General features: G+C 63.3%; 21 protein-coding genes. 10 read left to right on the forward strand and 11 right to left on the reverse strand.

Annotated elements, in window-relative coordinates; all coding sequences use genetic code 11:
• Positions 1-58: 58 nt before the first annotated feature.
• The 8 genes from hslV to gshB form a co-directional block, all read right to left on the reverse strand.
• The gene (gene hslV / locus AC07OF_RS02585) at positions 59-589 is read right to left on the reverse strand and encodes an ATP-dependent protease subunit HslV (protein ID WP_038615396.1); all 531 of its coding nucleotides are present in this window, start codon (positions 587-589) and stop codon (positions 59-61) included.
• Between the two features lie 156 nt (positions 590-745).
• Positions 746-2,017, reverse strand: a complete 1,272-nt coding sequence (locus tag AC07OF_RS02590; protein ID WP_157194494.1) for a dihydroorotase — start codon at positions 2,015-2,017, stop codon at positions 746-748.
• Complete coding sequence (locus tag AC07OF_RS02595; protein WP_010221491.1) at positions 2,014-3,018, reverse strand: aspartate carbamoyltransferase catalytic subunit; 1,005 nt, start codon at positions 3,016-3,018, stop codon at positions 2,014-2,016. Before AC07OF_RS02595 ends, AC07OF_RS02590 begins: the two co-directional genes overlap by 4 nt.
• A gap of 12 nt (positions 3,019-3,030) precedes the next feature.
• A complete protein-coding gene (gene pyrR / locus AC07OF_RS02600; RefSeq protein WP_495072544.1) occupies positions 3,031-3,549 on the reverse strand; it encodes a bifunctional pyr operon transcriptional regulator/uracil phosphoribosyltransferase PyrR in 519 nt (172 codons plus the stop codon).
• Positions 3,550-3,603: 54 nt separating this feature from the next.
• The gene (ruvX, locus tag AC07OF_RS02605) at positions 3,604-4,038 is read right to left on the reverse strand and encodes a Holliday junction resolvase RuvX (protein WP_038615389.1); all 435 of its coding nucleotides are present in this window, start codon (positions 4,036-4,038) and stop codon (positions 3,604-3,606) included.
• Positions 4,038-4,607, reverse strand: a complete 570-nt coding sequence (locus AC07OF_RS02610) for a YqgE/AlgH family protein (RefSeq protein WP_157194493.1) — start codon at positions 4,605-4,607, stop codon at positions 4,038-4,040. Before AC07OF_RS02610 ends, ruvX begins: the two co-directional genes overlap by 1 nt.
• 164 nt (positions 4,608-4,771) lie before the next feature.
• Entirely contained in the window at positions 4,772-5,677 is a 906-nt protein-coding gene (locus tag AC07OF_RS02615; RefSeq protein WP_038615385.1) for an energy transducer TonB, read from the reverse strand.
• A gap of 109 nt (positions 5,678-5,786) precedes the next feature.
• Positions 5,787-6,740: a glutathione synthase gene (gene gshB / locus AC07OF_RS02620; protein ID WP_038615383.1), complete on the reverse strand. Its 954-nt coding sequence runs from the start codon at positions 6,738-6,740 to the stop codon at positions 5,787-5,789.
• Between the two features lie 227 nt (positions 6,741-6,967).
• Here gshB and pilG point away from each other — a divergent pair, with 227 nt between their 5' ends.
• From pilG to trhA, 7 genes are read left to right on the forward strand one after another with little or no spacing between them, the layout of a single operon-like run.
• Entirely contained in the window at positions 6,968-7,378 is a 411-nt protein-coding gene (pilG, locus tag AC07OF_RS02625; protein ID WP_038615381.1) for a twitching motility response regulator PilG, read from the forward strand.
• Positions 7,379-7,423: 45 nt separating this feature from the next.
• On the forward strand, positions 7,424-7,789 hold the full coding sequence (gene pilH, locus AC07OF_RS02630) for a twitching motility response regulator PilH (RefSeq protein WP_038615379.1): 366 nt from the start codon (positions 7,424-7,426) through the stop codon (positions 7,787-7,789).
• A complete protein-coding gene (locus AC07OF_RS02635) occupies positions 7,786-8,340 on the forward strand; it encodes a chemotaxis protein CheW (RefSeq protein ID WP_084589142.1) in 555 nt (184 codons plus the stop codon). The genes pilH and AC07OF_RS02635 overlap by 4 nt, the downstream gene beginning before the upstream one ends.
• A 15-nt stretch (positions 8,341-8,355) precedes the next feature.
• On the forward strand, positions 8,356-10,401 hold the full coding sequence (locus tag AC07OF_RS02640) for a methyl-accepting chemotaxis protein (RefSeq protein WP_038615375.1): 2,046 nt from the start codon (positions 8,356-8,358) through the stop codon (positions 10,399-10,401).
• Positions 10,402-10,435: 34 nt separating this feature from the next.
• A complete protein-coding gene (locus AC07OF_RS02645; RefSeq protein WP_495072545.1) occupies positions 10,436-15,760 on the forward strand; it encodes an Hpt domain-containing protein in 5,325 nt (1,774 codons plus the stop codon).
• Entirely contained in the window at positions 15,753-16,220 is a 468-nt protein-coding gene (locus AC07OF_RS02650) for a chemotaxis protein CheW (RefSeq protein WP_157194490.1), read from the forward strand. Before AC07OF_RS02645 ends, AC07OF_RS02650 begins: the two co-directional genes overlap by 8 nt.
• A gap of 55 nt (positions 16,221-16,275) precedes the next feature.
• Entirely contained in the window at positions 16,276-16,893 is a 618-nt protein-coding gene (gene trhA / locus AC07OF_RS02655; RefSeq protein ID WP_157194489.1) for a PAQR family membrane homeostasis protein TrhA, read from the forward strand.
• Here the strand turns inward: trhA and AC07OF_RS02660 are convergent.
• Together AC07OF_RS02660 and AC07OF_RS02665 are read right to left on the reverse strand one after the other, a co-directional pair.
• Complete coding sequence (locus tag AC07OF_RS02660; protein WP_495072546.1) at positions 16,890-17,609, reverse strand: 16S rRNA (uracil(1498)-N(3))-methyltransferase; 720 nt, start codon at positions 17,607-17,609, stop codon at positions 16,890-16,892. The two genes, trhA and AC07OF_RS02660, sit on opposite strands and share 4 nt — an antisense overlap.
• A 98-nt stretch (positions 17,610-17,707) precedes the next feature.
• Complete coding sequence (locus AC07OF_RS02665; protein ID WP_157194487.1) at positions 17,708-19,114, reverse strand: adenosylmethionine--8-amino-7-oxononanoate transaminase; 1,407 nt, start codon at positions 19,112-19,114, stop codon at positions 17,708-17,710.
• Between the two features lie 190 nt (positions 19,115-19,304).
• On the opposite strand from AC07OF_RS02665, the gene AC07OF_RS02670 reads away from it, so the two are divergent.
• From AC07OF_RS02670 to AC07OF_RS02680, 3 genes are all read left to right on the forward strand, one after another.
• Positions 19,305-21,122 carry a flavin monoamine oxidase family protein gene (locus AC07OF_RS02670; RefSeq protein WP_495072547.1) on the forward strand — a complete coding sequence of 606 codons (1,818 nt, stop codon included), beginning with the start codon at positions 19,305-19,307 and terminating at the stop codon, positions 21,120-21,122.
• A 231-nt stretch (positions 21,123-21,353) separates the two neighbouring features.
• Positions 21,354-21,905 (forward strand): cytochrome b, encoded by a 552-nt coding sequence (locus AC07OF_RS02675; protein ID WP_157194485.1) that lies wholly within the window; start codon positions 21,354-21,356, stop codon positions 21,903-21,905.
• A 33-nt stretch (positions 21,906-21,938) separates the two neighbouring features.
• A complete protein-coding gene (locus tag AC07OF_RS02680; RefSeq protein WP_038615358.1) occupies positions 21,939-22,517 on the forward strand; it encodes a YceI family protein in 579 nt (192 codons plus the stop codon).
• A gap of 63 nt (positions 22,518-22,580) precedes the next feature.
• Here AC07OF_RS02680 and rhlE2 read toward each other — a convergent pair whose 3' ends face one another.
• Positions 22,581-24,473, reverse strand: a complete 1,893-nt coding sequence (gene rhlE2 / locus AC07OF_RS02685; protein ID WP_495072548.1) for an RNA helicase RhlE2 — start codon at positions 24,471-24,473, stop codon at positions 22,581-22,583.
• Positions 24,474-24,647: the final 174 nt, after the last annotated feature.

Genomic DNA, 24,647 nt, shown 5'->3' on the forward strand with positions numbered 1-24,647 from the left:
CTCGATAAGTCAGCGTGGAAAAGCCCGGCCACCGGGGCCGGGCGCCAGAACAGCTGAATTACTCGGCCAGGTCCTGCTCCTCGATAGTCAGGTGGTGGTTGGTGAACACACAGATGTCACCGGCGATGTTCAGGGCGGTCTCGGCGATTTCACGGGCCGAGAGGTCGGTCTTTTGCAGCAGGGCGCGGGCGGCGGCCTGGGCGTAGGCGCCACCGGAACCCATGGCGATCAGGCCGTCTTCGGGTTCGACCACGTCACCGTTGCCGGTGATGATCAGCGAAGCGTCCTTGTTGGCAACCGCCAGCATGGCTTCCAGACGGCTCAGGGAGCGGTCGGTACGCCATTCCTTGGCCAGCTCGACGGCGGCGCGGATCAGATGGCCCTGGTGTTTTTCCAGCTGGCCTTCAAAACGTTCGAACAGGGTGAATGCGTCGGCGGTGGCACCGGCGAAGCCGGCGATGACCTGACCGTGGTACAGGCGGCGGACTTTCTTGGCGTTGCCTTTCATCACGGTGTTGCCGAGAGAAACCTGGCCGTCGCCGCCCATGACGACTTTGCCGTGGCGGCGAACTGAAACGATGGTGGTCAAGGGAGAGTCTCCACGCAGCGGGGCGAAAATGCCTGATGCAGACTCATATGGGGGTGGTGGGAAGGATTTCAACCTTGAAGGATGAGCGGTAGGACTTTATCGCGGGGCAAGCCCGCTCCCACCGGATAGGGTGGGAGCGGGCTTGCCCCGCGATGATCAGGCTTCGTGGCTGATGTGCCCATCGACCAAGGTATAACGCACCGCACCCGGCAGGCAGTGGCCGATGAACGGGCAGTTGTCGCCTTTGGAGCGCCACTGTTCACCCGCCACGGTCGAGGCCTTGGCATCGAACAGCACCAGGTCGGCGGCCCCGCCGACTTTCACTTGTCCGGCCGGCAGGCGCAGGGCCTGGGCAGGGCCGCTGGACAAACGTTGCAACAAAGTTGGCAGGTCGAGCAGGCCATCTTCCACCAGGGTCATCGCCAGTGGCAGCAGCAGTTCGACGCTGCTGATGCCCGGTTCGGTAGCCCCGAACGGTGCCAGCTTGGCATCACGCTCGTGCGGCTGGTGATGGCTGGAGATCGCCTGGATCACTCCGGACTTCACCGCCTCGCGCAGGCCATCACGGTCGGCGCGGGTGCGCAGCGGCGGCTGTACGTGGTACAGGCTGGAGAAGTCGCGCAGCGCTTCGTCGGTGAGAATCAGCTGGTACAGCGCCACGTCGGCGGTGACCGGCAGGCCCAGCTCCTGGGCCTGGGCAATCAGGCGCGCACCACGGGCACTGGTCAGCTGGCTGAAGTGCGCGCGCACGCCGGTTTGTTCGACCAGCAGCAGGTTGCGCGCCAGGGCCACGGTTTCGGCGGTTTCCGGGATGCCCGGCAGGCCGAGGAAGCTGGCCATGGCGCCTTCGTGGGCCAGGCCGCCCTGGGCCAGGTCGCGGTCCTGAGAGTGGAAGATCACCGTCAGGTCGAAGGTTGCCGCGTACTCCAGGGCACGGGCCAGGGTGCGGTTGTTGGCGAAGGCATTCAGACCGTTGCCGAACGCCACGCAACCGGCGTCACGCAGGGCAATCAGCTCTGCCAGCTGTTCGCCTTCCAGGCCTTTGCTCAGGGCGCCGATCGGGAACACTTTGCTGTGCCCGGCTTCGCGAGCGCGATCCAGGATCAGCTCAGCCACTGCCGAGGTGTCCAGCACCGGCTTGGTCTGCGGCGGGCAGCACAGGCTGGTGACGCCGCCAGCAGCCGCAGCGCGGGTTTCGCTGGCGATGCTGCCTTTGCGGCTGTAACCCGGCTCGCGCAGGGCAACGTTGAGGTCGACCAGGCCGGGGGCCGCGATCAGGCCTGTTGCATCGATGCTGCGTGCCGGGCTGAAGCCAGCAGGCGCTGCGCCCATGGCGACAATTTTGCCGGCATCGATATGCACGTCAGTGGTCTGGTCCAGGCCGCTCTGTGGATCAATGACCCGGGCGCCGAGAATACTGAGGGTCACTGGGCGTTCTCCTGCTCGAATTGACGTTGCGCGGTCTGCCCGCTCATGGCCATCGACAGTACGGCCATGCGCACTGCGATACCGTAGGTGACCTGGTTGAGGATCACCGAGTGGGCACCGTCGGCCACCGCCGATTCGATCTCCACGCCGCGGTTGATCGGCCCCGGGTGCATGACGATGGCATCGGGCTTGGCCCCGGCCAGGCGTGCGGTGGTCAGGCCGAACAGGCGGTAGAACTCGCCTTCGCTGGGCAGCAGGCCGCCGGCCATGCGCTCACGCTGCAGGCGCAGCATGATCACCACGTCGACGTCCTTGAGGCCCTGTTCGAGGTCGGTGTAGACCTTCACGCCGTACTGCTCGATACCGATCGGCAGCAGGGTTTTCGGGCCGATCACGCGGATGTCCGGGCAGCCCAAAGTCTTCAGGGCGAGCATGTTCGAACGCGCTACCCGCGAGTGCAGGATGTCGCCGACGATGGCCACCGAGAGGTTCTCGAAGCCGCCTTTGTGCCGACGAATGGTCAGCATGTCGAGCATGCCCTGGGTCGGGTGAGCGTGACGGCCGTCACCACCGTTGATGATCGCCACTTCCGGGCAGACGTGTTCGGCGATGAAGTGCGCGGCGCCGGAGTCGGCATGCCGCACGACAAACATGTCGGCGGCCATGGCTTCAAGGTTGCGCAGGGTGTCGAACAGGGTTTCGCCCTTGCTGGTCGAGGAGGTCGACACATTCAGGGTGATGACGTCGGCCGACAGCCGCTGGGCGGCCAGTTCGAAGGTAGTACGGGTACGGGTGGAGTTCTCGAAGAACACGTTGCAGACGGTCTTGCCGCGCAGCAACGGGACCTTTTTAACGGCCCGGGCGCCGACTTCCAGGAAGGAGTCGGCGGTGTCGAGGATCTCGGTCAGTAGTTCGCGGGGCAAACCGTCGAGCGAGAGGAAGTGGCGCAGCTGGCCCTGATCATTGAGCTGCAGCGGGCGCTTGGCGTCGATTGGCGTCATCGCGAGGGACTCTTAAAGGGCGGAAGCGGAAGCGAGGTCCTGGCGCTCGAGGGCGAGCGGTGCGGGTCCGGTCAATTTTACCCGTTCATGGGCGGCCAGCGACAGCGTCGCGCCGACCACATTCGGGCGGATCGGCAATTCGCTGGCATCCAGGTCGAGCAGACACACCAGCGTCACGCTGGCCGGACGGCCATAGTCGAACAATTCGTTGAGGGCGGCGCGGATGGTACGACCGCTCATCAGCACGTCGTCGACCAGGATCAGATGCTGGCCTTCGATCTCGAATGGCAGTTCCGATGGGCGCACTTGCGGGTGCAGGCCGTTCTGGCTGAAGTCATCGCGATAGAACGAAACGTCGAGGGTGCCGAGGGCGGCATCGCTGCCCAGTTCTTCGAGCAGGGCCTGGGCAACCCAGATGCCCCCGGTACGGATGCCGATGAAGCGTGGCTCGCTAATGTTGCGCCGGGCCAGATGGGCACGAAGGTCGACAGCCATCTGCCGGATCAGTTCGGCGGGATTGGGTAGGCTCATGCTTGCTCCTCAAGAGGCCGGGGGCGCAGCGCTGGCCCGGCTTGAATCCGATGATCAGGATTGCCCGGTATTGGCCTCCAGCCAGCCTTGCAGCAGCAGGGCGGCGGCAATGGCGTCGACCGGGTTGTCGCGGTAACTGCCACGCTGGCCGCCGCGGGCCATGCGCTCGCCCTTGGCTTCGAAGGTGGTCAGGCGTTCGTCGTGGGTATGCACGGGCAGGTTGAAACGGCCGTTCAGGCGCCGGGCGAATTTCTCGGCGCGGGCACTCATTTCGCTGGGAGTGCCGTCCATGTTCAGTGGCAGGCCAACGACGATGGCGTCGGGCTTCCACTCCTGGATGAGTTTTTCCACCTGGGTCCAGTCCGGTACACCGTTCTGGGCCTTGAGGGTACACAGCTCGCGGGCCTGGCCGGTGATGACCTGGCCGACGGCGACACCGATCTGTTTGGTGCCGTAGTCAAAGCCCAGCAGCAGACGCAGTTCGGCCATCAGGCGTGCCCCGCCTGGCTGGTCAGCAGGCTCAGGTTGATGCCCAGGCTCGCCGCTGCGGCGGCCAGACGCTGCTCGCAGGCCATGCCGAAGATGATCTCGGGGTCAAACGGGCAGTTGAGCCAGGCGTTGTCGGCCAGTTCCGCTTCCAGCTGACCGGCTTCCCAGCCCGCATAGCCGAGGGTGATCAGGCTCTGTTTCGGCCCGCCGCCATCGGCGATGGCGAACAGCACATCCTGGGAAGTGGTCAGCGACAGGCCGTCCAGCTCGACGGTGGCCTGAAAGCTCTTGTCACTGGTGTGCAGGACAAAGCCGCGATCGCTCTGTACCGGGCCGCCCATATAGATCGGTATGTGCATGCAACTGGCCGGCGGTTCGACGTTCGGGCGCAGTTGTTCGAGGATATCGGCCAGGTTGAGCTCCTGGGGCCGATTGACCACCAGCCCCATCGCGCCATTGGCGTTGTGCTCGACGATGTAGGTCAAGGTATGCGCGAAGTTCGGGTCGGCCATGTGCGGCATGGCAATCAGGAACTGATGCTTGAGGTAACTCGGGCTGAGGTTTTTCATGGCTATTAGTGTGGCGTCGGTACGGCAGACTGACAAGCCTGAAGTGTGGGAGCCGGCGTTGCCGGCGATGACATCGTTGCGGTGTCAGGTATTACGCGGAGCCTGCATCGCTGGCAAGGCCAGCTCCCACAGTTAACCTGGTGACAGACAGTTGCTCCCACTGATCAATTGCTGGACAGACGGTCGCCGCGGGCGAAACGCCAGGTACGAATGATCTCCAGCCGGTCGATGTCGGCCAGATCGCCGGTAAACGGTGCAAATGGCGCCGCCAGGCGAACGATGCGCTGGGCTGCCTGGTCGAGCAGCGGTTGCCCGGAAGACTCCAGCACCAGCACTTCATAGAGCGAGCCGTCGTGGTTGATCGAGACCATTAGCCGCAGGCTGCCGTAGATCTGCTGGCGACGGGCTTCGTCGGGGTAGTTGAGGTTGCCGATGCGCTCGACCTTCTTGCGCCATTCATCCTTGTACCAGGCACCCTTGTCGCGCATGGTCGAGGCGGCATTCAGGCGATGGATGCGCGGGCGCTTGGCGTACAGCTGTTGCTCGTTGGAAAGCTCGGCTTCGAGGCTGGCGATCTGGCTGGACAGCTGCGAGCTGTCAAAGTCTGGAGTCGCAGCCTTGGGTTTGGGCTGCGGCTTGGCTTCTTTGGGCCGGGTTTCGACCTTTTGCGGCTTTGGCGCCTGGGTGGCGACTACGGCCTTGGGTGGTGCCGGTTGCGGCTGCACTTCGGGCTTGGCGGCCGGGGGCGGCGTGACCTTGTTGATCTTGCTGTCCTGGAACGGCGCGACTTCGGTAGTCTTGGGCACCGCTTTCTTGTCCAGGGTACCGCTGCCTTGCTGGTTATCCTGGGCCAGGAAGTCGGCCTTCTGCGGGGCTTTCTCGCTTTTGAAGGTCGCCAGGGTGATTTCCATGGTGCGGCGGATTTCTTCCGGCTTGGCAATGGAAAAGCCCACGCCGAGGATCAGCGCCAGGTGCACCAGCGCTGCCAGGAACAAGGTAAAGCCGAGCCGGTCCGCCGGGCGAACGCGGGGCGGGGTGAAGTCGGCGGGGATGTCAGCAGGCAGCGTCATCAGGTATCCAGCAGCCGCGAGGCCGGGGGAAAACCGGCAGAACGGGTGCACAGGTCAAAAAAACGACCGGCATGATACCCCACTCTGCGCGGTTGCTCCGCGTCGGCGGTCAGCGCGCTTTGAGCTTGCGATCAATGGCATCCATCAACTGCACGCCAATGCGGGTGCCAAAGGCGTTGTCGATTTCGCGGATGCAGGTCGGGCTGGTGACGTTGATTTCAGTCAGGTGCTCACCAATGACGTCCAGGCCTACGAACAACAGGCCTTTCTCGCGCAGGGTCGGGCCGACCTGTTCGGCGATCCAGCGGTCGCGGTCAGTCAACGGGCGGGCTTCGCCACGGCCGCCAGCGGCCAGGTTGCCACGGGTTTCGCCGCTGGCCGGAATGCGCGCCAGGCAGTAAGGCACCGGCTCGCCGTCGATCATCAGGATGCGCTTGTCGCCGTCGACGATCGCCGGCAGGTAGGCCTGGACCATGATCTGCGAGGCGCCATGCAGGGTCAGGGTCTCGAGAATCACCGAGAGGTTCGGGTCGCCTGCGCGATGGCGGAAGATCCCGGTGCCGCCCATGCCATCCAGCGGTTTGAGGATCACGTCGCCATGTTCAGCGGCGAATTCGCGAATGATGTCCGGGCGACGGCTGACCAGGGTCGGCGGCGTGCACTGCGGGAAGAGGGTGGCGAACAGTTTTTCGTTGCAGTCGCGCAGGCTCTGCGGACGATTGACCACCAGCACGCCAGCGGCTTCGGCCTGTTCCAGCAAGTAGGTGCTGTAAACGAATTCCATGTCGAACGGCGGATCCTTGCGCATCAGGATCACGTCCAGATCGCTCAGGGCGTTGTCTTGCTCGGCTTCCAGCTCGAACCAGTGCTGCGGATCGGCGAACACCTTCAGCGGGCGCATCCGCGCGCGGGCCTGGCCCTTGCCCTGGTAGAGGTCCTGCTGTTCCATGTAGAACAGCGACCAGCCGCGTTCCTGGGCTGCCAGCAACATGGCCAGCGAGCTGTCCTTTTTGTAGGAGATGGACGCGATGGGGTCCATGACAATCCCGAGGCGAACGCTCATGGGGTAGTTCCTCTCGGCGGCGCTATGCCGCAGTAGCTCGAATGAAAAGTGGCGTCAGGGTGGCGCTCGCAGCGCTGGCGGTCAAGGGAAAAACGCATCCTGGACGGCGCTGCGGCGGGCCGTGGCGCGGGCCGATGGAATGCACCCCCAGAGTGTGCTAAAAAGGCCTGGCACGTGGCCTGCACGGCCTTTCCAGGCGACGCTTGAGCAGCGATGGTAGAGCAATTATGGAACAGCCCGGCGCGGCACTGAAGGTGATGGTGATCGATGACTCGAAAACGATCCGTCGCACCGCACAAATGTTGCTCAATGAAGCAGGCTGCGAGGTCATCACCGCCACCGACGGCTTTGATGCGCTGGCCAAGATCGTCGACCAGCATCCGCAGATCATTTTCGTCGACGTGCTGATGCCGCGTCTGGACGGCTACCAGACCTGCGCCCTGATCAAGCACAACAGTGCTTTCAAGGACACGCCGGTGATTCTTCTGTCGTCCCGTGACGGCCTGTTCGACAAGGCCAGGGGCCGCGTGGTCGGCTCCGATCAATTTTTGACCAAACCTTTCAGCAAGGAAGAACTGCTGGACGCAATCAGGGCCCACGTGCCCGGGTTCGCCGCAGAAGAACAACACGCACCCTGACGCCGCGCCCTGGCAGCGGCGTCCAGTCCTTTGATGGGGAACAGCATGGCCCGAGTTCTGATCGTCGACGATTCGCCGACCGAAATGTACAAACTGACCGGAATGCTCGAAAAACACGGGCATCAGGTGCTCAAGGCCGAGAATGGCGCCGATGGCGTGGCGCTGGCGCGTCACGAAAAGCCCGACGCGGTGCTGATGGATATCGTCATGCCCGGTGTCAACGGTTTCCAGGCGACCCGCCAGCTCAGCAAAGACCCGGAAACTGCCGCCATCCCGGTGATCATCGTGACCACCAAGGATCAGGAAACCGACAAGGTCTGGGGCAAGCGCCAAGGCGCCAGCGACTACCTGACCAAGCCGGTGGATGAAGAGACCCTGATCAAGGTGCTCAACGGCGTACTCAAAGGTTGACCACCCAACCCATGGGCGAGTCGCTGACGGCCTTCGAACTGCTGCTGGACATTGACCGGCGCTGCCGGCTGCTGGCGGCCGATCTGCCGTTGCAGGAAACCCGCCTGCAGAGCTGGAGCGGTATTGGCTTTCGCATCGGCGAGCAGTGGTTCGTCGCGCCCATGGGCGAGGTCGCCGAAGTCCTGCATGAGCCGCGCCTGAGCCGGATTCCCGGGGTAAAACCCTGGGTCAGCGGGGTGGCCAACCTGCGTGGGCGGCTGCTGCCGGTCATGGACCTGTGCGGCTTTTTTGGCCTCGGGCTGTCGGCACCGCGCAAGCAGCGACGGGTGCTGGTGCTCGATCATGAAGAGCTGTTTGCCGGGCTGTTGGTCGACGAGGTGCTGGGGTTGCAACACTTTCCCTTGCACAGCCTCGAACTGTCGCCGCCCACCCCGTTGCTCAACGGTGCGGAACCCTTTGTCCAGGGCCATTTCCAGCAGCAACGCTGCTGGGCCATTTTCAGCCCGCTGGCCCTGGCCCAGGCGCCGGGCTTTCTCGACGTGGCGTTGTAAAGGAATGCCGGATTCGTGACCAAGACCACCACCGCTTCTTCAACCCCAGGCTCGCGCAGCAGCGCCCGGATCGCGGCGTTGTTCGTCGTGTTGATCCTGTCGATCATCCTGTTGTTCGCCAACTTCGCCTACCTCAACACCCAGGCCAATTACGACAAGCAGTACATCGGCCACGCCGGTGAGTTGCGGGTGTTGTCCCAGCGCATTGCCAAGAACGCCACCGAGGCGGCAGCGGGCAAGGCGCGGGCGTTTCGCCTGCTCAGCGAGGCGCGTAACGATTTCGAACAGCGCTGGGGCTACCTGAACAAAGGTGACGCGGCCACCGGCCTGCCTGCCGCACCACCGGCGGTGCGCAACGAAATGGATGCGGTGCTGCGCGACTGGGAAGGTTTGCGCAAGAACACCGATACCATTCTGGCCAGTGAGCAGACGGTACTGTCGCTGCACCAGGTTGCCGCAACCCTGGCCGAGACCGTGCCGCAACTGCAGGTTGAGTACGAAAAAGTCGTCGAAATCCTGCTGCAGAGCGGCGCTCCGGCCAATCAGGTGGCGGTGGCCCAGCGCCAGTCGCTGCTGGCCGAGCGTATCCTGGGTTCGGTCAATACCGTGCTGGCCGGTGACGAGACTTCAGTGCAGGCCGCCGACGCCTTTGGTCGCGATGCCAGCCGATTCGGCCAGGTGCTCGAAGGCATGCTCGGCGGCAACCCGACCCTGAATATCACCCGTGTTCAAGACCTCGATGCCCGGGCGCGGCTGGCGGATATCGCCGAGCTGTTCCAGTTCGTTGCCGGTTCTGTGGATGAGATTCTCGAAACCTCGCCAGAACTGTTCCGCGTGCGTGAGGCGGCCGGGAACATCTTCAACCAGTCGCAGACCCTGCTCGATGAAGCCTCACGCCTGGCCAACGGCTTCGAGAACCTTGCCGGCGGGCGCACCCTGGATACCGTCGGTGGCTACGTGCTGGGGCTGCTGGCACTGGCGTCGATCATCCTCATCGGCCTGGTAATGGTCCGTGAAACCCATCGCCAGCTGCGTGAAACCGCGCAGATGAATGAGCGCAACCAGCAAGCGATCATGCGCTTGCTCGACGAAATTGAAGACCTGGCCGATGGCGACCTGACGGTGATGGTGTCGGTGACGGAAGACTTCACCGGTGCGATTGCCGACTCGATCAATTACTCCATCGACCAGTTGCGTGATCTGGTGGCCACCATCAACCTCAGTGCCGAGGAAGTGGCCAGCGCCGTGCAGGACACCCAGAACACTGCCCACCAGCTGGCCAAGGCCTCGGAACACCAGGCCGAGCAGATCACCGAAGCCTCGGTGGCAGTCGGCGACATGGCCGAGTCCATCGACCGGGTTTCCACCCATGCCTACGAGTCGGCGAAGGTTGCCGAGCGCTCGGTGGCCATTGCCAACAAGGGCAATGAAGTGGTGCACAACACCATCCGCGGCATGGACAACATTCGCGAACAGATTCAGGACACCGCCAAACGGATCAAGCGTCTGGGCGAGTCGTCCCAGGAGATCGGCGACATCGTCAGCCTGATTGATGACATTGCCGACCAGACCAACATTCTCGCCCTCAATGCGGCGATCCAGGCGTCGCTGGCGGGCGAGGCGGGGCGCGGCTTCGCCGTGGTCGCCGACGAGGTTCAGCGTCTGGCTGAACGCTCATCCTCGGCCACTCGGCAGATCGAGGCATTGGTCCGCACCATTCAGACCGACACCAACGAGGCGGTGATTTCCATGGAGCAGACCACTGCTGAAGTGGTGCGCGGTGCGCGCCTGGCCCAGGATGCCGGCGTCGCCCTGGAGGAGATCGAAGGGGTGTCGCAAACCCTCGCCGAACTCATCCACAGCATCTCCGACGCCGCCCAGCTCCAGACCTCATCGGCCGGGCAGATCTCGCATACCATGGCGATAATCCAGCAAATCACCTCACAGACCTCGGCAGGATCCAGCGCGACCGCCGAAAGCATTGGCAACCTGGCCCGCATGGCCAGTGAAATGCGCCGCTCGGTGTCCGGTTTCACCCTGCCACCGAACCCACCACGTTGAGCGCCCGCACGTGAGCATGGCAACGGGAGCAGATATGGCTGAGCGCCACGACACGGTAGCCCTGACCTGGGTCAAGGGCGCCATCGCCGACTGCCTGGCCCAGGCACGCCTGGCGCTGGAGCACTTTTGCGCGGAACCCGGCGATGAGGATGACCTGCTCGGGTTTATCGACAACCTGCACCAGGTGCGCGGCTGCCTGGTGATGCTCGAACTCAGTGGCGCCGCATTGCTCGCCGAAGAGCTGGAGCAGTTGGGCATAGCCCTGAAGGAAAAGCGTGTCAGCCAGCGCGGCGAAGCCCTGGGGGCCTTGTTTCGCGGCCTCGAACAGTTGCCGCTGTATCTGGAACGGCTGCGTAGCGCCCGACGCGACCTGCCGCTGGTGGTGCTGCCAGTGCTCAACCAGCTGCGGGCCGAGCGTGGTGTCGAACCTTTGGCTGTCGGCAGTCTGTCCGGCACGGCGCCGGGGGCGGCCGAGGAACTGGCCAATCTTGATTTATCCCTGGGTTCCCTGCGCGAGCGTCTGCAGGCGGGTTCCGACCGCGATGCCTTGCGATCGGTGGTGGCGGCGCTGTGTGAGGACCTGATGCGGGTCAAGGAGCGTCTAGACCTGTTTGTCCGCAGTGACCGTCAGCGTATCGATGACCTGCAGCCCTTGCTTTCGCCCCTGCGGCAGATTGCCGACACCCTGGCGGTGCTCGGCTTCAGCCAGCCCCGGCGGGTGATTATCGACCAGGTGCTGGTGTTGCAAAGTCTGGCCCAGGGCCAGCGCGCACCAGACGATGCGGTGTTGATGGATATCGCCGGCGCGCTGCTGTATGTCGAAGCAACCCTGGCAGGCATGGTCGGCCCGCTGGAGCAGCACCCGAACCAGAGCTCGCTGCCTGGCACCGACCTGGCCGAAATCCGTCAGCTTGTGCTGGAAGAGGCCCATTCGGTGTTGCAGCAGGTCAAGGATCAGCTCGGTGATTGTCTTGATGCCGGCTGGCAACCCCAGCGCCTACTGGTACTGCCGAACTTGCTGCAGCAGATCCGCGGCGCCCTGGCCATGCTGATGCTGCCCCGCGCGGCTGCTCTGATTGGCCAGTGTGCCGACTATGCCCAGCGTCACCTGCTCGGCGCGGCGCCACCGGATGCCACAGCACTGGCGCACCTGGCCGATGCCTTGAGCGCCGGTGAGTGCTATCTGCAATGGTTGCTCGCTGATCCACAAGCCAATCCCCGGCAGTTTCTCGATGCTGCCCAGGCCAGCCTGGCGGCGCTGGGTTATATGCCTGAGCCGGAGCCCGAACCCGAACCTGAAGTGGCGGAGGACGAGGCGGCGGTTATCGAGCAGCCGGTGGTTGATGACGAGCTGCGCGAGGTGTTCCTCGAAGAGGCAGATGAGCTCCTGCCTCAGCTCAATCAACAATGGACGCGCTGGCAGGCCAACACTGCCGACCGCGACGCCCTGGTGGAACTGCGTCGGGGCCTGCACACCCTCAAGGGCAGCGGGCGGATGGTCGCCGCGCAAGGCCTGGCGGAGCTGGCCTGGGCGGCCGAGCACCTGCTCAATCGGGTCCTTGAGGGCCGCGTCGAAGTGGGGGCTGCGCCGCTGGCCAGTCTGCAGCAGGCGTTGGCGCTGATCCCCGGCTTGCTGGTGGCCTTTGCCAACGGTCAGCTGCAGGCGGGCAAAGACGTCGAACAGCTGGCCTTGCATCTGCACGCCCTGGCGATGAATGACGCGCCCCATGAGGCCGACGCCAGCGAGGCCATCGACCCGCAGCTACTGGAGATTTTCCGCAACGAGGCCGAGGGGCATCTGGCCAGTCTCGACAGCTTCCTGGCCGCCGCCGATCAGCAGTTGCCGCAGCCGGTCAGTGACAGTTTGCAGCGCGCGTTTCACACCCTCAAAGGCAGCGCCGCCATGGCCGGGGTGCTACCGATTGCCGAACTTGCCGCCGCGCTCGACCTGCTGGCCCGGGAGTTCAAGGCCCATCAGCTGGCCTTCGACCTTGAAGAAATCTACCTGCTGGAAAGTGCCGAACCGCTGTTGCGCCGTGGCCTGGCCCAGCTGTCCAGTGCGCCGCTGGCGGTGATCAGCGGTGCTTCGACCCTGATCGAGGAAATCCATCAGGTGGTTGAAGCACGTCTGCAGGCCCTGCTTCAGGCGCCGAGCCAGGGCCTGCGGATCAAACGCGATCCGCAGCTGATTGCCAGCTTTCTCGCCCAGGGCATGGATATCCTGCTCGATGCCGAATCGCTGTTGTTGCGCTGGCAAGAGCACCCGAGCGAGCGTCAGGAGCTCACCGCGCTGCTCGATGAATTGACCACCCTGGGCCAGAGCGCCCACCTGGCTGACCTGTGGCAGGTGGATGAACTCTGCGAAGCCCTGCTGGACCTGTATGGCGCGGTCGAGGAAAGCAGCCTGGCCGTCAGTGCACGCTTTTTCGAACAGGCGCAGCGCGCCCACGAGGCGCTGATCGACATGCTTGACCAGCTTGCCGCAGGTCAGGAGGTGGATGCCCATCCTGAGCGCCTTGAAGCCTTGCGTGAACTGCTCGACGAAGCGTTGGCACCAGAGGCTACGGGGCTGATCAGCCATCGTCAGGGGCAGGCGCAGATCGCCGACCTGAGCGCTGCAACGGCAGCGCTGGCGATGGATCCTGCCGTGATCGAGCTGTTTCTCGAAGAGGCCAGCGATGTGCTGCAAAGCGCCAACCAGGCGCTGGAACGCTGGTTGGCCGATGCCGACAATGCCTCGGCGTTATCGTCGCTGCACCGCGACCTGCAGACCCTCAAGGGTGGTGCGCAGATGGCCGCCATCGGTGCGGTCGAGGTGCTCGCCCAGGAACTTGAGCTGTTGTACGAAGGCCTGGTGGATCGACGTTTCGCCCCGAGCGCCGAGCTGTTCAGCTTGCTCCGTAGCAGCCATGCCCACTTGGCCGAGGTGCTTGAACAGCTCCAGGCGGGCCGCGCGCCCTCGTCGGCGGTGGCGTTGCTGGCGGCGCTGCGTGAGTATCGTCACAGCGCACCGCCCGTTGCGGCAGCGGACAAGCCTGCCGACCCGGTGCAGGAAGCCGGTGACAAGGAGCTGCTGGAGATTTTCCTCGAAGAGAGCTTCGATATTGTCGAAAGCTCCGGGGCCGCCTTGCTGCGCTGGCAGGCCGAACCGCGTAATGCGGTCGAGGTGGAGAACCTGCTGCGTGACCTGCATACCCTCAAGGGTGGTGCGCGCATGGTCGAGATTGCGCCGATCGGCGATCTGGCCCACGAATTGGAGTTTCTCTATGAGCTGCTGGCTGCCGGACAATTGCAGCCCAGTGCGGCGCTGTTCAGCCTGTTGCAGAACTGCCATGACCGCCTGGCGCACATGCTCGACGCGGTGCGCCTGCAACAGCCGTTGCACGCGGCGACAGCGCTGATCGACTACATTCGCAACTTCAGCAGTGCGGCGCTGGCCGATACCGCAGCCCAGCAGTCGCATCCTGAAGCGGCCACGGCGGTGGAAGCTCCGGTGGCAGCCCCCGAACGCGGGCCGGTGGACATGGTCAAGGTGGCCTCTGACCTGCTGGATGACCTGGGCAACCTGGCGGGCGAGCATTCGATCATTCGCGGGCGCATCGAACAGCAGGTCAATGATGCCCAGGTCGCGCTGAACGAAATGGAAACCACCCTGGAGCGCATGCGCGACCAGTTGCGCCGTCTGGATACTGAAACCCAGGGGCGGATCCTCAGTCGTCAGCAGGGGGAGGGCGATGGCCAGGTCTATGACGACTTCGACCCGCTGGAAATGGATCGCCACTCCCAGTTGCAACAGCTGTCGCGGGCCTTGTTCGAGTCGGCTTCCGACCTGCTCGATCTCAAGGAAACCCTGACCCTGCGTGCCCAGGAAGCGCAAAGCCTGCTGCAGCAGCAGGGGCGGGTCAACAGCGAGCTGCAAGAGGGCCTGATGCGCACGCGCATGGTGCCGTTCGAGCGTCTGGTGCCACGGCTGCAGCGGGTGGTGCGACAGGTGGCCAGCGAGCTCGGCAAGCAGGTCGAGCTGGTGGTCGGCAATGCCGAAGGCGAGATGGACCGTAGCGTGCTGGAACGCATGGTGGCGCCGCTGGAGCACATGCTGCGCAACGCCGTCGACCATGGTCTGGAGTCCCGTGAAATCCGCCTGGCCGCCGGCAAGCCGGAGCAGGGGCTGATTTCACTGACCCTGTTGCACGAAGGCGCTGATATCGTCATTGAAATGACCGACGACGGCGCCGGTGTGCCACTGGACGCGGTGCGGAGCAAGGCGATCAAGCGTGGCTTGCTCGACCCCGCGGCGGTCCTCAGCGACCATGAGGTGATGCAGTTCATCCTCCAGCCGGGGTTCTCCACCGCCGAGAAAATTACCCAGATATCCGGGCGGGGCCTGGGCATGGACGTGGTCCATGAAGAGGTCAAGCAACTCGGTGGCTCGATGGTGATCGAGTCCAGTCCGGGCAAGGGCGCGCGCTTTCTGATTCGCTTGCCGTTTACCGTGTCGGTCAACCGCGCGCTGATGGTGCAGTACGGCGAAGAGCAGTACGCGGTGCCGCTCAACACCATCGAAGGCATTGTGCGCGTGCCGCCGGCCGAGCTGGAAGCCTGCTATCAGCTTGATCCGCCGCACTATGAATACGCCGGGCGTCGCTACGAACTGCGTTACCTCGGTGAGCTGCTGCAAGGTGCCGTGCAACCGCGTCTGCTGGGCCAGAGCCTGCCGCTGCCGGTGTTGCTGGTGCATTCTCATGAACAACAGTTCGCGATTCAGGTCGACAGCCTGGCGGCCAGCCGCGAGATCGTGGTGAAGAGCCTCGGGCCGCAGTTTGCCAGTGTCCAGGGGTTATCCGGAGCGACCTTGCTGGGCGATGGCCGGGTAGTGCTGATTGTTGACTTGCCAGGCCAGCTGCGTGGCTTGCAGCAGCATCACGCCCAACAAGCGGGCAGCTCCGCACGTTTGCCGGCGCAACAGCTCGACCAGGCGCCGAAGCGGCCATTGCTGGTGATGGTGGTCGATGACTCGGTGACCGTGCGCAAGGTTACCGGCCGCCTGCTTGAACGTCATGGCATGAACGTGCTGACCGCCAAGGACGGCGTCGATGCGATGACGCTGCTGCAGGAGCATCGTCCGGATGTGTTGCTGCTGGACATCGAAATGCCGCGTATGGATGGTTTTGAGGTGGCCACGCAGATCCGTCACGACCCGGCCCTGAAGGACCTGCCAATCATCATGATCACCTCGCGGACCGGGCAGAAACACCGTGACCGGGCGATGTCCATCGGGGTCAACGACTACCTGGGCAAACCCTATCAGGAGTCGGTGTTGCTGCAGAGTATTGCGCTTTGGAGTAACCGCCATGCTTGAACAGTCTGCCCGCAATGGCCGTCGCAGCAGCTTGACTGGCTTGCTGCTGGCGTTGGCCGATCGTTGCCTGGTACTGCCCAACGTCGCGGTGGCTGAACTGATCGGCTATCAGGCCGGCACCCCGGCGCCTGAACAGCCCGACTGGATGCTCGGCTGGATCGACTGGCGTAACCAGCGTCTGCCGCTGCTCAGCTTCGAGGCGGCTTGTGGTGGACAGCTACGGGTAGGGGAGCGGGCGCGCATCGTCGTGCTCAACGCCTTGGGGGGCAGCCGTTTGCGCTTCATTGCCGTGCTGGTGCAGGGCATTCCGCGCTCATGCAAGCTCGACAGCCAGCTCAACTACGTCGATGTACCCCTGGCTGCGCTGGAACTGGCGGCAGTGCAGGTCGGCGATCAGGTCGCCAGGGTGCCCGACCTGCCGGCCCTTGAACAGTTGCTGGAAGACGCCGGGCTGGTTTGAAACATTTGCCTGGGTAGGATAGGAAGCCTGGCCGTCGTTCGGAGGACCCTGTTGCATGTATCACGGTGAACGTTTCAATGCCTGGACGCATCTGGTCGGCGCGGTGCTGGCCTGTATCGGCGCAGTCTGGCTGCTGGTGGTGGCCGTTCTGCAGGGCGATCCCTGGAAGATCGTCAGCCTGGCGATCTACGGCTTTACCCTGCTGTTGCTCTACAGCATTTCAACGATCTATCACAGTGTGCGCGGCAAGGCCAAAGTGGTGATGCGCAAGCTCGATCACCTGTCGATCTATCTGTTGATTGCCGGTAGTTACACGCCGTTTTGCCTGGTCAGCCTGCGCGGGCCGTGGGGCTGGAGCCTGTTCGGGGTGGTCTGGGGGCTGGCGGTGATCGGCATGCTTCAGGAGATCAAACCGCGCTCCGAAGCGCGGGTGTTGTCGATCATCATCTATGCGCTGATGGGCTGGATCGTGCTGGTCGCAGTCAAGCCGCTGCTGGCCAGTCTCGGGGCTGCCGGGTTTGCCTGGCTGGCGGCCGGTGGTGCGTTCTACACCATCGGCATCATCTTCTTTGCCTATGACAGTCGCTTTCGCCACTGGCATGGCATCTGGCACTTGTTTGTTATCGCCGGCAGCCTGTTGCACTTCATCGCCGTATTTTTCTACGTGCTTTAGAAGTCGCCCCACAACTGCTGGGCAACCGCCAAGGCCACCACCGGAGCGGTTTCAGTACGCAGGACCCGTGGGCCGAGGCGCGCGGCATGAAAACCGGCGGCCTTGGCCTGCTCGACTTCGGCCTCGCTCAAACCGCCTTCCGGGCCGATCAGAAATGCCAGGTTCTGCGGCCTCTGGTGGCTGACCAGCGGCTCGGCCACCGGGTGCAGGACCAGCTTGAGCTGTTCATCACAGGCCTTGAGCCAGTCGGCCAGCAATACCGGTGGGTTGATCTGCGGCACGCTTGAGCGGCCGCACTGCTCACAGGCACTGATTGCCACCTGGCGCCAGTGGGCCAGGCGCTTGTCGGCGCGTTCGTCCTTGAGGCGTACTTCACAGCGCTCGCTGACGATCGGGGTGATGACATTGGCCCCCAGTTCGGTGGCTTTCTGGATCGCCCAGTCCATCCGCTCGCCGCGCGACAGGCCCTGGCCGAGGTGGACCTTGAGGCTGGAGTCTGCCTGCCCGGTGAAGGACTCGTGCAGTTGCACCCGCACGTTTTTTTTGCCGACTTCGAGCAGCTGGCCGAGGAACTCCTGGCCACTGCCGTCGAACAGCTGTACGGCATCGCCAGCGGCCATGCGCAGTACCCGGCCGATATAGTGGGCCTGGGCTTCGGGAAGGTCGTGCTCGCCGAGGCTCAGGGGGGCGTCGATGAAGAAGCGGGACAGTCTCATTTCAAAACTCGGAATATGTGTTGGTCTATCGCGGGGCAAGCCCGCTCCCACAGGGGATGTGTGAAGCCTGTGGGAGCGGGCTTGCCCCGCGATGCTTGCTAGCCCGGATCGCGAAAATCTGGATGGAAATTACCCGGGACCGCCACGCTGACACTGTCGCGCGTAGCGATATCGATACCTTCACTGGCCACTTCGGCCAAAAAGTCGATCTGTTCCGGGGTAATCACATACGGCGGCAGAAAATACACCACGCTACCCAGCGGACGTAGCAGGGCGCCGCGTGTCAGGGCGTGTTCGAAGACTTTCAGGCCGCGCCGTTCCTGCCACGGATAAGCGGCCTTGCTGGCCTTGTCCTGGACCATCTCGATCGCCAGGGCCATGCCAGTCTGACGCACTTCGGCGACGTGCGGATGATCGGCCAGATGCGCCGTGGCGCTGGCCATCCGCGAGGCCAGGGCCTTGTTGTTCTCGATCACGTTGTCCTGTTCGAAGATGTCCAGGGTCGCCAGTGCCGCCGCACAGGCCAGCGGGTTGCCGGTGTAGCTGTGCGAGTGGAGGAAGGCACGCAAGGTCGAGTAGTCGTCGTAGAAAGCGTTGTACACCTCGTCGGTGGTCAGGCACGCCGCCAGCGGCAGGTAGCCGCCGGTCAGGGCCTTGGACAGGCACAGGAAGTCGGGGCGAATGCCGGCCTGCTCACAGGCGAACATCGTCCCGGTACGGCCGAAACCAACGGCGATCTCGTCGTGGATCAGGTGCACGCCATAGCGGTCGCAGGCCTCGCGCAGCAGCTTGAGGTACACCGGGTGGTACATGCGCATGCCGCCAGCGCCCTGGATCAGCGGCTCGACGATCACTGCAGCGAGCGTGTCGTGATGCTCGGCCAGGGTCTGCTCCATGGCCGCGAACATCGTGCGCGAGTGCTCTTCCCAGCTCACGCCCTCAGGGCGCAGGTAGCAATCGGGGCTTGGCACCTTGATGGTGTCGAGCAGCAGCGCCTTGTAGGTTTCGGTGAACAGCGGCACATCGCCCACCGACATCGCTGCGATGGTCTCGCCGTGGTAGCTGTTGCTCAGGGTGACGAAGCGCTTCTTCTCTGGCAGGCCTTTGTTGAGCCAGTAGTGAAAGCTCATTTTCAGCGCCACTTCGATGCAGGACGAACCATTATCGGCGTAGAAGCACCGGGTCAGCCCTTCGGGCGTAATCTGCACCAGGCGTTCGGACAGCTCGATCACCGGTTGGTGGCTGAAACCTGCGAGGATCACGTGCTCAAGCTGGTCGACCTGGTCTTTGATGCGCTGGTTGATCCGCGGGTTGGCATGCCCGAAGACGTTGACCCACCAGGAGCTGACCGCGTCGAGGTAGCGTTTGCCTTCGAAGTCTTCCAGCCACACGCCTTCGCCGCGTTTGATCGGGATCAGCGGCAGTTGTTCATGGTCTTTCATCTGGGTGCAGGGGTGCCACAGGACCTTCAGGTCACGTTGCATCCACTGTTGGTTGAGGCCCATTTCTCTTCTCCTGGCGACGACAGCGCGGACATGCGGCGCAAGCCTATGCAATGCGTCGGTCGAGGACAACCCGTGACATGCAATCAGCCGCTGGCGTCGCTAGCCGGGGGACTTGGCCTCGCGTATTCTTCGGCTACTCTTTCCAGGGGGAATCCCCCCATCTTTCTGCTTTGATCCGGAGTTCGCCAACATGTCTGCTGGGTGGCTGCGCGCCTGTGCGCTGGTAATGATAGGACTGTTCAGCGGCGCTGCGCTGGCCAAGGACAAAACCCCGACGGCAATCGTCGTCGGCGGTGGTCTGGCTGGCCTGACTGCCGCTTATGAATTGCAGGGCAAGGGCTGGCAGGTAACCCTGCTCGAAGCCAAATCGGGGATGGGCGGGCGTTCCGGGCTGGCCACCAGTGAATGGATCGGTAACAGCAAGGCCCAGCCGATCCTCAACCAGTATCTCGATACTTTCAAGATCAGCACCCTGCCGGCACCGGAGTTCGTCCGTACACCGGGTTACCTGATCGATGGCGAGTACTTCAGCTCGACCGACCTTGCGACCAAGCAGCCGGCGACCGCCGAGGCGCTCAAGCGCTATGAAAAGACCCTCGACGATCTGGCGCGCTCGATTGACGACCCGCAGAACCCGGCGGCCAACAGCACCTTGTTCGCCCTCGACCAGTTGAACGTGTCCAGCTGGCTGGACAAGCTGCAGCTGCCGACCACCGCGCGTCAGTTGGTCAACCAGCAGATCCGCACCCGCTACGACGAGCCATCGCGCCTGTCGCTGCTTTATTTCGCCCAGCAGACCCGCGTCTATCGCGGTGTCAGCGACCGTGACCTGCGCGCCGCACGCCTGCCAGGCGGCAGCCCGGTGCTGGCCCAGGCGTTCGTCAAGCAACTGAAGACCATCAAGACCAGCTCGCCGGTCAGTGCCATTACCCAGGACAAGGACGGCGTGACTGTCAAAGTCGGCAGCGTCGGTTATCAGGCCGATTACGTGGTCCTGGCCGTGCCGCTGCGCGCGCTGGCCAAGATTCAGATGACCCCCGGCCTGGACACCAAACACCTGGCCGCCTTGAAGGGCACCAACTATGGCTGGCGTGACCAGCTGTTGCTGAAGTTCAAGCACCCTGTGTGGGAGAGCCGTGCGCGCATGTCCGGCGAGATCTACAGCAACACCGGTCTTGGCATGCTGTGGGTCGAGCCTGCGCTCAAAGGCGGCGCCAACGTCGTCATCAACCTGTCCGGTGACAACGCACGTCTGCTGCAGGCTTTCGGCGACAAGCAGATGGTCGACCAGGTGTTGATCCGCATGCATGCGTTCTACCCGCAGGCCCGCGGTGCCTTCACCGGTTACGAAGTCCGCCGTTACAGCACCGACGCCAACATGGGCGGTGCCTACCTGGCCTATGGCCCGGGCCAGATCAGCAAATTCTGGCGCTTGTGGGAGCGTCCGGTGCAGCGTATCGCCTTTGCCGGTGAGCACACCGATGCGCTTTACCCGGGCACTCTGGAAGGCGCGCTGCGCAGTGGCCAGCGTGCTGCCAGCCAGGTCCAGGACCTGGCGGCGGGCAAGTCCTTTGACCCGGTCAGCGCGGCGCCAGCCGCAGCAGCCGCTACTGCAGTGGCGGCCAGCAAGGGCAACTTCTTCTCCAATCTGTTTGGTGGGTCGTCCGACAAGCCCGCCAAGGCAGCGGAGCCGGTGAAGAAGGAAGCGAGCAAGCCAGGCTTCTTCTCGCGGATGTTCGGCAGTGACGACAAGCCGGTTGAAAAACCTGCGGCCAAGCCGGCGGAAGCTGCTCAGGCACCGGTTGCAGCACCTGCGCCAGTAGTGCCCCCGGTTGCCAAGGAAGAGCCGGTCAAGCCCGCACCGGTCAAGGCAGCGCCCGCCAAGGCGGCAGCCAAGCCAGCACCGGTGAAAAAGCCGGTGGCCAAGGCCGAGCAGGCGAAGAAGGCCGCCGCCAAACCTGCGCCGGTCAAGAAGCCAGTGGCCAACGTGCAGGCTAAAGCGCAGTAATTGCGTTGCATTTATCGCAGGGCAAGCCCGCTCCCACAGGATCAGAATCAATCCTGTGGGAGCGGGCTTGCCCCGCGATGTCGCTACACCTTCCCCTACAGTTAATGTTTCCTTAATAACGCTGTTACACACTATTCATCGTTTTTCTCGATATTTCGAAGCAAATTTTTCCGCTTTAATTCGATAAATAAGTTGTTAGTCTGAGCACAGTTCTTACAGGGAAACACGGCAATGCAACTGCGCAATTCATCTTCTCGCTACGGCCTGGTCAGCATCGTCATGCACTGGGGCGTGGCACTGGCAGTGTTCGGATTGTTCGGGCTGGGTCTGTGGATGATGGGCCTGGACTACTACAGTCCCTGGCGCAAAGAAGCCCCCGACCTGCACAAGAGCATCGGCCTGGTATTGCTGGCAGTGATGCTGGCGCGTGTGGCCTGGCGTTTTATCAGCCCGCCACCAGCGGCGCTGCCGAACCACGGCAAGCTGACACGCATAGCTTCCAAAGCCGGGCACGGTCTGCTTTATCTTGGCCTGTTCGCGGTGATGATCGCCGGCTACCTGATTTCCACCGCCGATGGCGTGGGTATCCCGGTGTTCGGACTTTTTGAAGTGCCAGCGCTGGTCAGCGACTTGCCCGATCAGGCGGATGTCGCCGGCGTAATCCATTTCTACCTGGCCTGGGGCCTGGTGATTTTTGCCGGTCTGCATGGCCTGGCTGCCCTGAAGCACCACTTTATCGACCGTGACGCGACCCTCAAGCGCATGCTGGGCCGCAAAGCTTGATGTTCAACCTCCACTCCAAAGGGATATAGACGCATGTTGAAAAAGACTTTTGCCGCTCTGGCGCTCGGTACCGCACTGCTTTCGGCTGGCCAGGCCATGGCTGCAGACTACAAGATCGACAAGGAAGGCCAGCATGCCTTCGTAGACTGGAAGATCAGCCACCTGGGTTACAGCTTCATCCACGGTACCTTCAAGGACTTCGACGGTTCCTTCAGCTGGGATGCAGCCAAGCCTGAAGCCAGCAAGATCGCTGTCGACCTGAAAACCGCCAGCCTGTGGTCCAACCACGCCGAGCGTGACAAGCACATCGCCAGCAAAGATTTCCTCGATGTGAAGAAGTACCCAGAGGCCAAGTTCGTCTCCACCAGCGTCAAGCCGACTGGCGAGAAAACCGCTGACGTGACTGGCGACCTGACCATGCACGGCGTAACCAAGCCGGTAACCTTCAAGGCTACCTTCAACGGTGAAGGCAAGGATCCATGGGGCGGCGAGCGTGCAGGTTTCAACGCTACCACCACGCTGAACCTGAACGATTTCGGCATCAAAGGCCCGGGTGCTACTTCGCAGACCCTGGACCTGGATATCTCGATCGAAGGCATCAAGCAGAAGTAATTGTTGCCGCACCAACAAAAACGCCGCCCCTAGGGGCGGCGTTTTTGTATCGGCATGACTGGATCAGCGATTACGCGTCAGCAGTGCAGGTTTCTCGCCACGTGGACGGCTTGGCAGTTGCTCAAGCTGTTCGGCAGTCGGGAAACGGTCGATTTTCGACTCTTTGTGCATGATCTTCGGTTGCGGCTGGCCTTCACGCGGATTGCGCACGGCTGGCTCGCCCGATTGATTGTCACTGTTCGGACGACGATTGCGGGCTCCGCCGCCGTCACGGCGCGGCTGACCACTGCCGCCATTACGCGAACCGCCGCGTTTCTCGCCGCTGGCCGAACCACCTGTACCGGTGCGCGGGCCATTGTTGTTGCGGCCTTGGCCACCACCGCTACGCGGCTGGCCACTAGCACCGGCACCTGCCTGGGCAGGTGCGCCAGGGCGACGGTTGCGACCCTGGTTGCCCTTGTTCTGGTAAGGGCTGACGTAGTCGGCGCGGTTACCAAAGTTGTCCACTTCGTCATCCAGGAACTCTTCTGGGTCACGATTAGCGGGTACCGATGGTACGCCGGCTTGTGCGGACTGTTGCGGGCGCGGCTTTTTGTTGTCGCGTGGTTTGCGTTCCTGGCGGCCACCGGCAGACTTCTCTACGGTTTTTTCCTTGTCTTTGTCGCGACCTTTTTCCTTGCCCTGGTCCTTGCCTTTGTCCTTGCGGCCACCGTTGCCGGTGTTGGTACCGTCAGCACGCTGACCACGGCCACCGCGCGGGTTGTTTTGTGGACGCTCGCGGACTTCAGGTTTCTCGGCTTCAACCTTGGAGGCATCAAAGCCCATCAGGTCGCCATCCGGGATCTTCTGGCGCGTGACGCGCTCGATGCTCTTGAGCAGCTTTTCTTCGTCCGGAGCGACCAGCGAGATCGCTTCACCCGAGCGACCGGCACGGCCGGTACGACCGATCCGGTGCACGTAATCTTCTTCGACGTTGGGCAGCTCGAAGTTGACCACATGCGGCAGCTGGTCGATGTCCAGGCCACGGGCAGCGATATCGGTGGCAACCATGATGCGCACGGTACCGGCCTTGAAGTCGGCCAGGGCTTTGGTGCGGGCATTCTGGCTCTTGTTGCCGTGGATCGCGGCGGCAGTCAGGCCGTGCTTCTCCAGGTATTCGGCCAGGCGGTTGGCGCCATGCTTGGTGCGGGTGAAGACCAGTACCTGTTCCCACGCGCCGGTGGTGATCAGGTGGGCCAGCAGGGCGCGCTTATGGCTGGCCGGCAGGCGGTAGACACGCTGTTCGATGCGCTCGACCGTGGTGTTCGGCGGGGTAACCTCGATGCGCTCGGGGTTGTGCAGCAGCTTGTCGGCAAGGTCGGTGATGTCCTTGGAGAAGGTCGCCGAGAACAGCAGGTTCTGACGCTTGGCCGGCAAGCGTGCGAGGACTTTCTTCACATCGTGGATGAAGCCCATGTCGAGCATGCGGTCGGCTTCGTCCAGTACCAGGGTTTCGACGTGGGAGAGGTCGACACTGCCTTGGCCAGCGAGGTCGAGCAAGCGGCCCGGGCAGGCCACCAGCACATCAACGCCACGGGCCATGGCCTGAACCTGTGGGTTCATGCCGACGCCACCGAAGATGCAGGCGCTGACGAATTTGAGGTCGCGGGCATAAACCTTGAAGCTGTCATGCACCTGGGCGGCCAGTTCGCGCGTCGGGGTCAGTACCAGAACCCGCGGCTGGCGAGGGCCATGACGCTGGGATTTGTCTGGGTGACCACCTGGAAACAGGCGCTCGAGGATCGGCAGGGCGAAACCACCGGTTTTACCAGTACCTGTCTGGGCGGCAACCATCAGGTCGCGACCTTGCAACACGGCGGGAATGGCCCGCTGTTGCACCGGAGTGGGCTGGGTATAGCCAGCAGCCTCGATGGCACTGACTAGAGCCTCGGAGAGACCGAGGGAAGCAAAGGACATGAGCAATCCTGTTCTTAGTGGGGGCTAAGCCCGATGGGATAATCTTGCCTGGCGCGACGGGCATCGGGTGATGCTATCGCGTCCGGTCCAGCAGGGTCTTCAATGCACATCCGGAGTATGGCGGGCGGGCTCTTGGCCGCGCTGTCCTGCCGTCGGGATGCCTTTTGCAAGGCC

The sequence above is a fragment of the Pseudomonas sp. GW821-FHT10B02 genome, from assembly GCF_059415665.1.

Excerpts from the sequence above, each read along its gene's own strand:
- AC07OF_RS02595 (WP_010221491.1), bottom strand. The coding sequence starts at position 3,018 with ATGACGCCAATCGACGCCAAGCGCCCGCTGCAGCTCAATGATCAGGGC.
- pyrR (WP_495072544.1), bottom strand. The coding sequence starts at position 3,549 with ATGAGCCTACCCAATCCCGCCGAACTGATCCGGCAGATGGCTGTCGAC.
- ruvX (WP_038615389.1), bottom strand. The coding sequence starts at position 4,038 with ATGGCCGAACTGCGTCTGCTGCTGGGCTTTGACTACGGCACCAAACAG.
- AC07OF_RS02610 (WP_157194493.1), bottom strand. The coding sequence starts at position 4,607 with ATGAAAAACCTCAGCCCGAGTTACCTCAAGCATCAGTTCCTGATTGCC.
- AC07OF_RS02615 (WP_038615385.1), bottom strand. The coding sequence starts at position 5,677 with ATGACGCTGCCTGCTGACATCCCCGCCGACTTCACCCCGCCCCGCGTT.
- gshB (WP_038615383.1), bottom strand. The coding sequence starts at position 6,740 with ATGAGCGTTCGCCTCGGGATTGTCATGGACCCCATCGCGTCCATCTCC.
- pilG (WP_038615381.1), top strand. The coding sequence starts at position 6,968 with ATGGAACAGCCCGGCGCGGCACTGAAGGTGATGGTGATCGATGACTCG.
- pilH (WP_038615379.1), top strand. The coding sequence starts at position 7,424 with ATGGCCCGAGTTCTGATCGTCGACGATTCGCCGACCGAAATGTACAAA.
- AC07OF_RS02645 (WP_495072545.1), top strand. The coding sequence starts at position 10,436 with ATGGCTGAGCGCCACGACACGGTAGCCCTGACCTGGGTCAAGGGCGCC.
- AC07OF_RS02650 (WP_157194490.1), top strand. The coding sequence starts at position 15,753 with ATGCTTGAACAGTCTGCCCGCAATGGCCGTCGCAGCAGCTTGACTGGC.
- trhA (WP_157194489.1), top strand. The coding sequence starts at position 16,276 with ATGTATCACGGTGAACGTTTCAATGCCTGGACGCATCTGGTCGGCGCG.
- AC07OF_RS02660 (WP_495072546.1), bottom strand. The coding sequence starts at position 17,609 with ATGAGACTGTCCCGCTTCTTCATCGACGCCCCCCTGAGCCTCGGCGAG.
- AC07OF_RS02665 (WP_157194487.1), bottom strand. The coding sequence starts at position 19,114 with ATGGGCCTCAACCAACAGTGGATGCAACGTGACCTGAAGGTCCTGTGG.
- AC07OF_RS02670 (WP_495072547.1), top strand. The coding sequence starts at position 19,305 with ATGTCTGCTGGGTGGCTGCGCGCCTGTGCGCTGGTAATGATAGGACTG.
- AC07OF_RS02675 (WP_157194485.1), top strand. The coding sequence starts at position 21,354 with ATGCAACTGCGCAATTCATCTTCTCGCTACGGCCTGGTCAGCATCGTC.
- AC07OF_RS02680 (WP_038615358.1), top strand. The coding sequence starts at position 21,939 with ATGTTGAAAAAGACTTTTGCCGCTCTGGCGCTCGGTACCGCACTGCTT.
- rhlE2 (WP_495072548.1), bottom strand. The coding sequence starts at position 24,473 with ATGTCCTTTGCTTCCCTCGGTCTCTCCGAGGCTCTAGTCAGTGCCATC.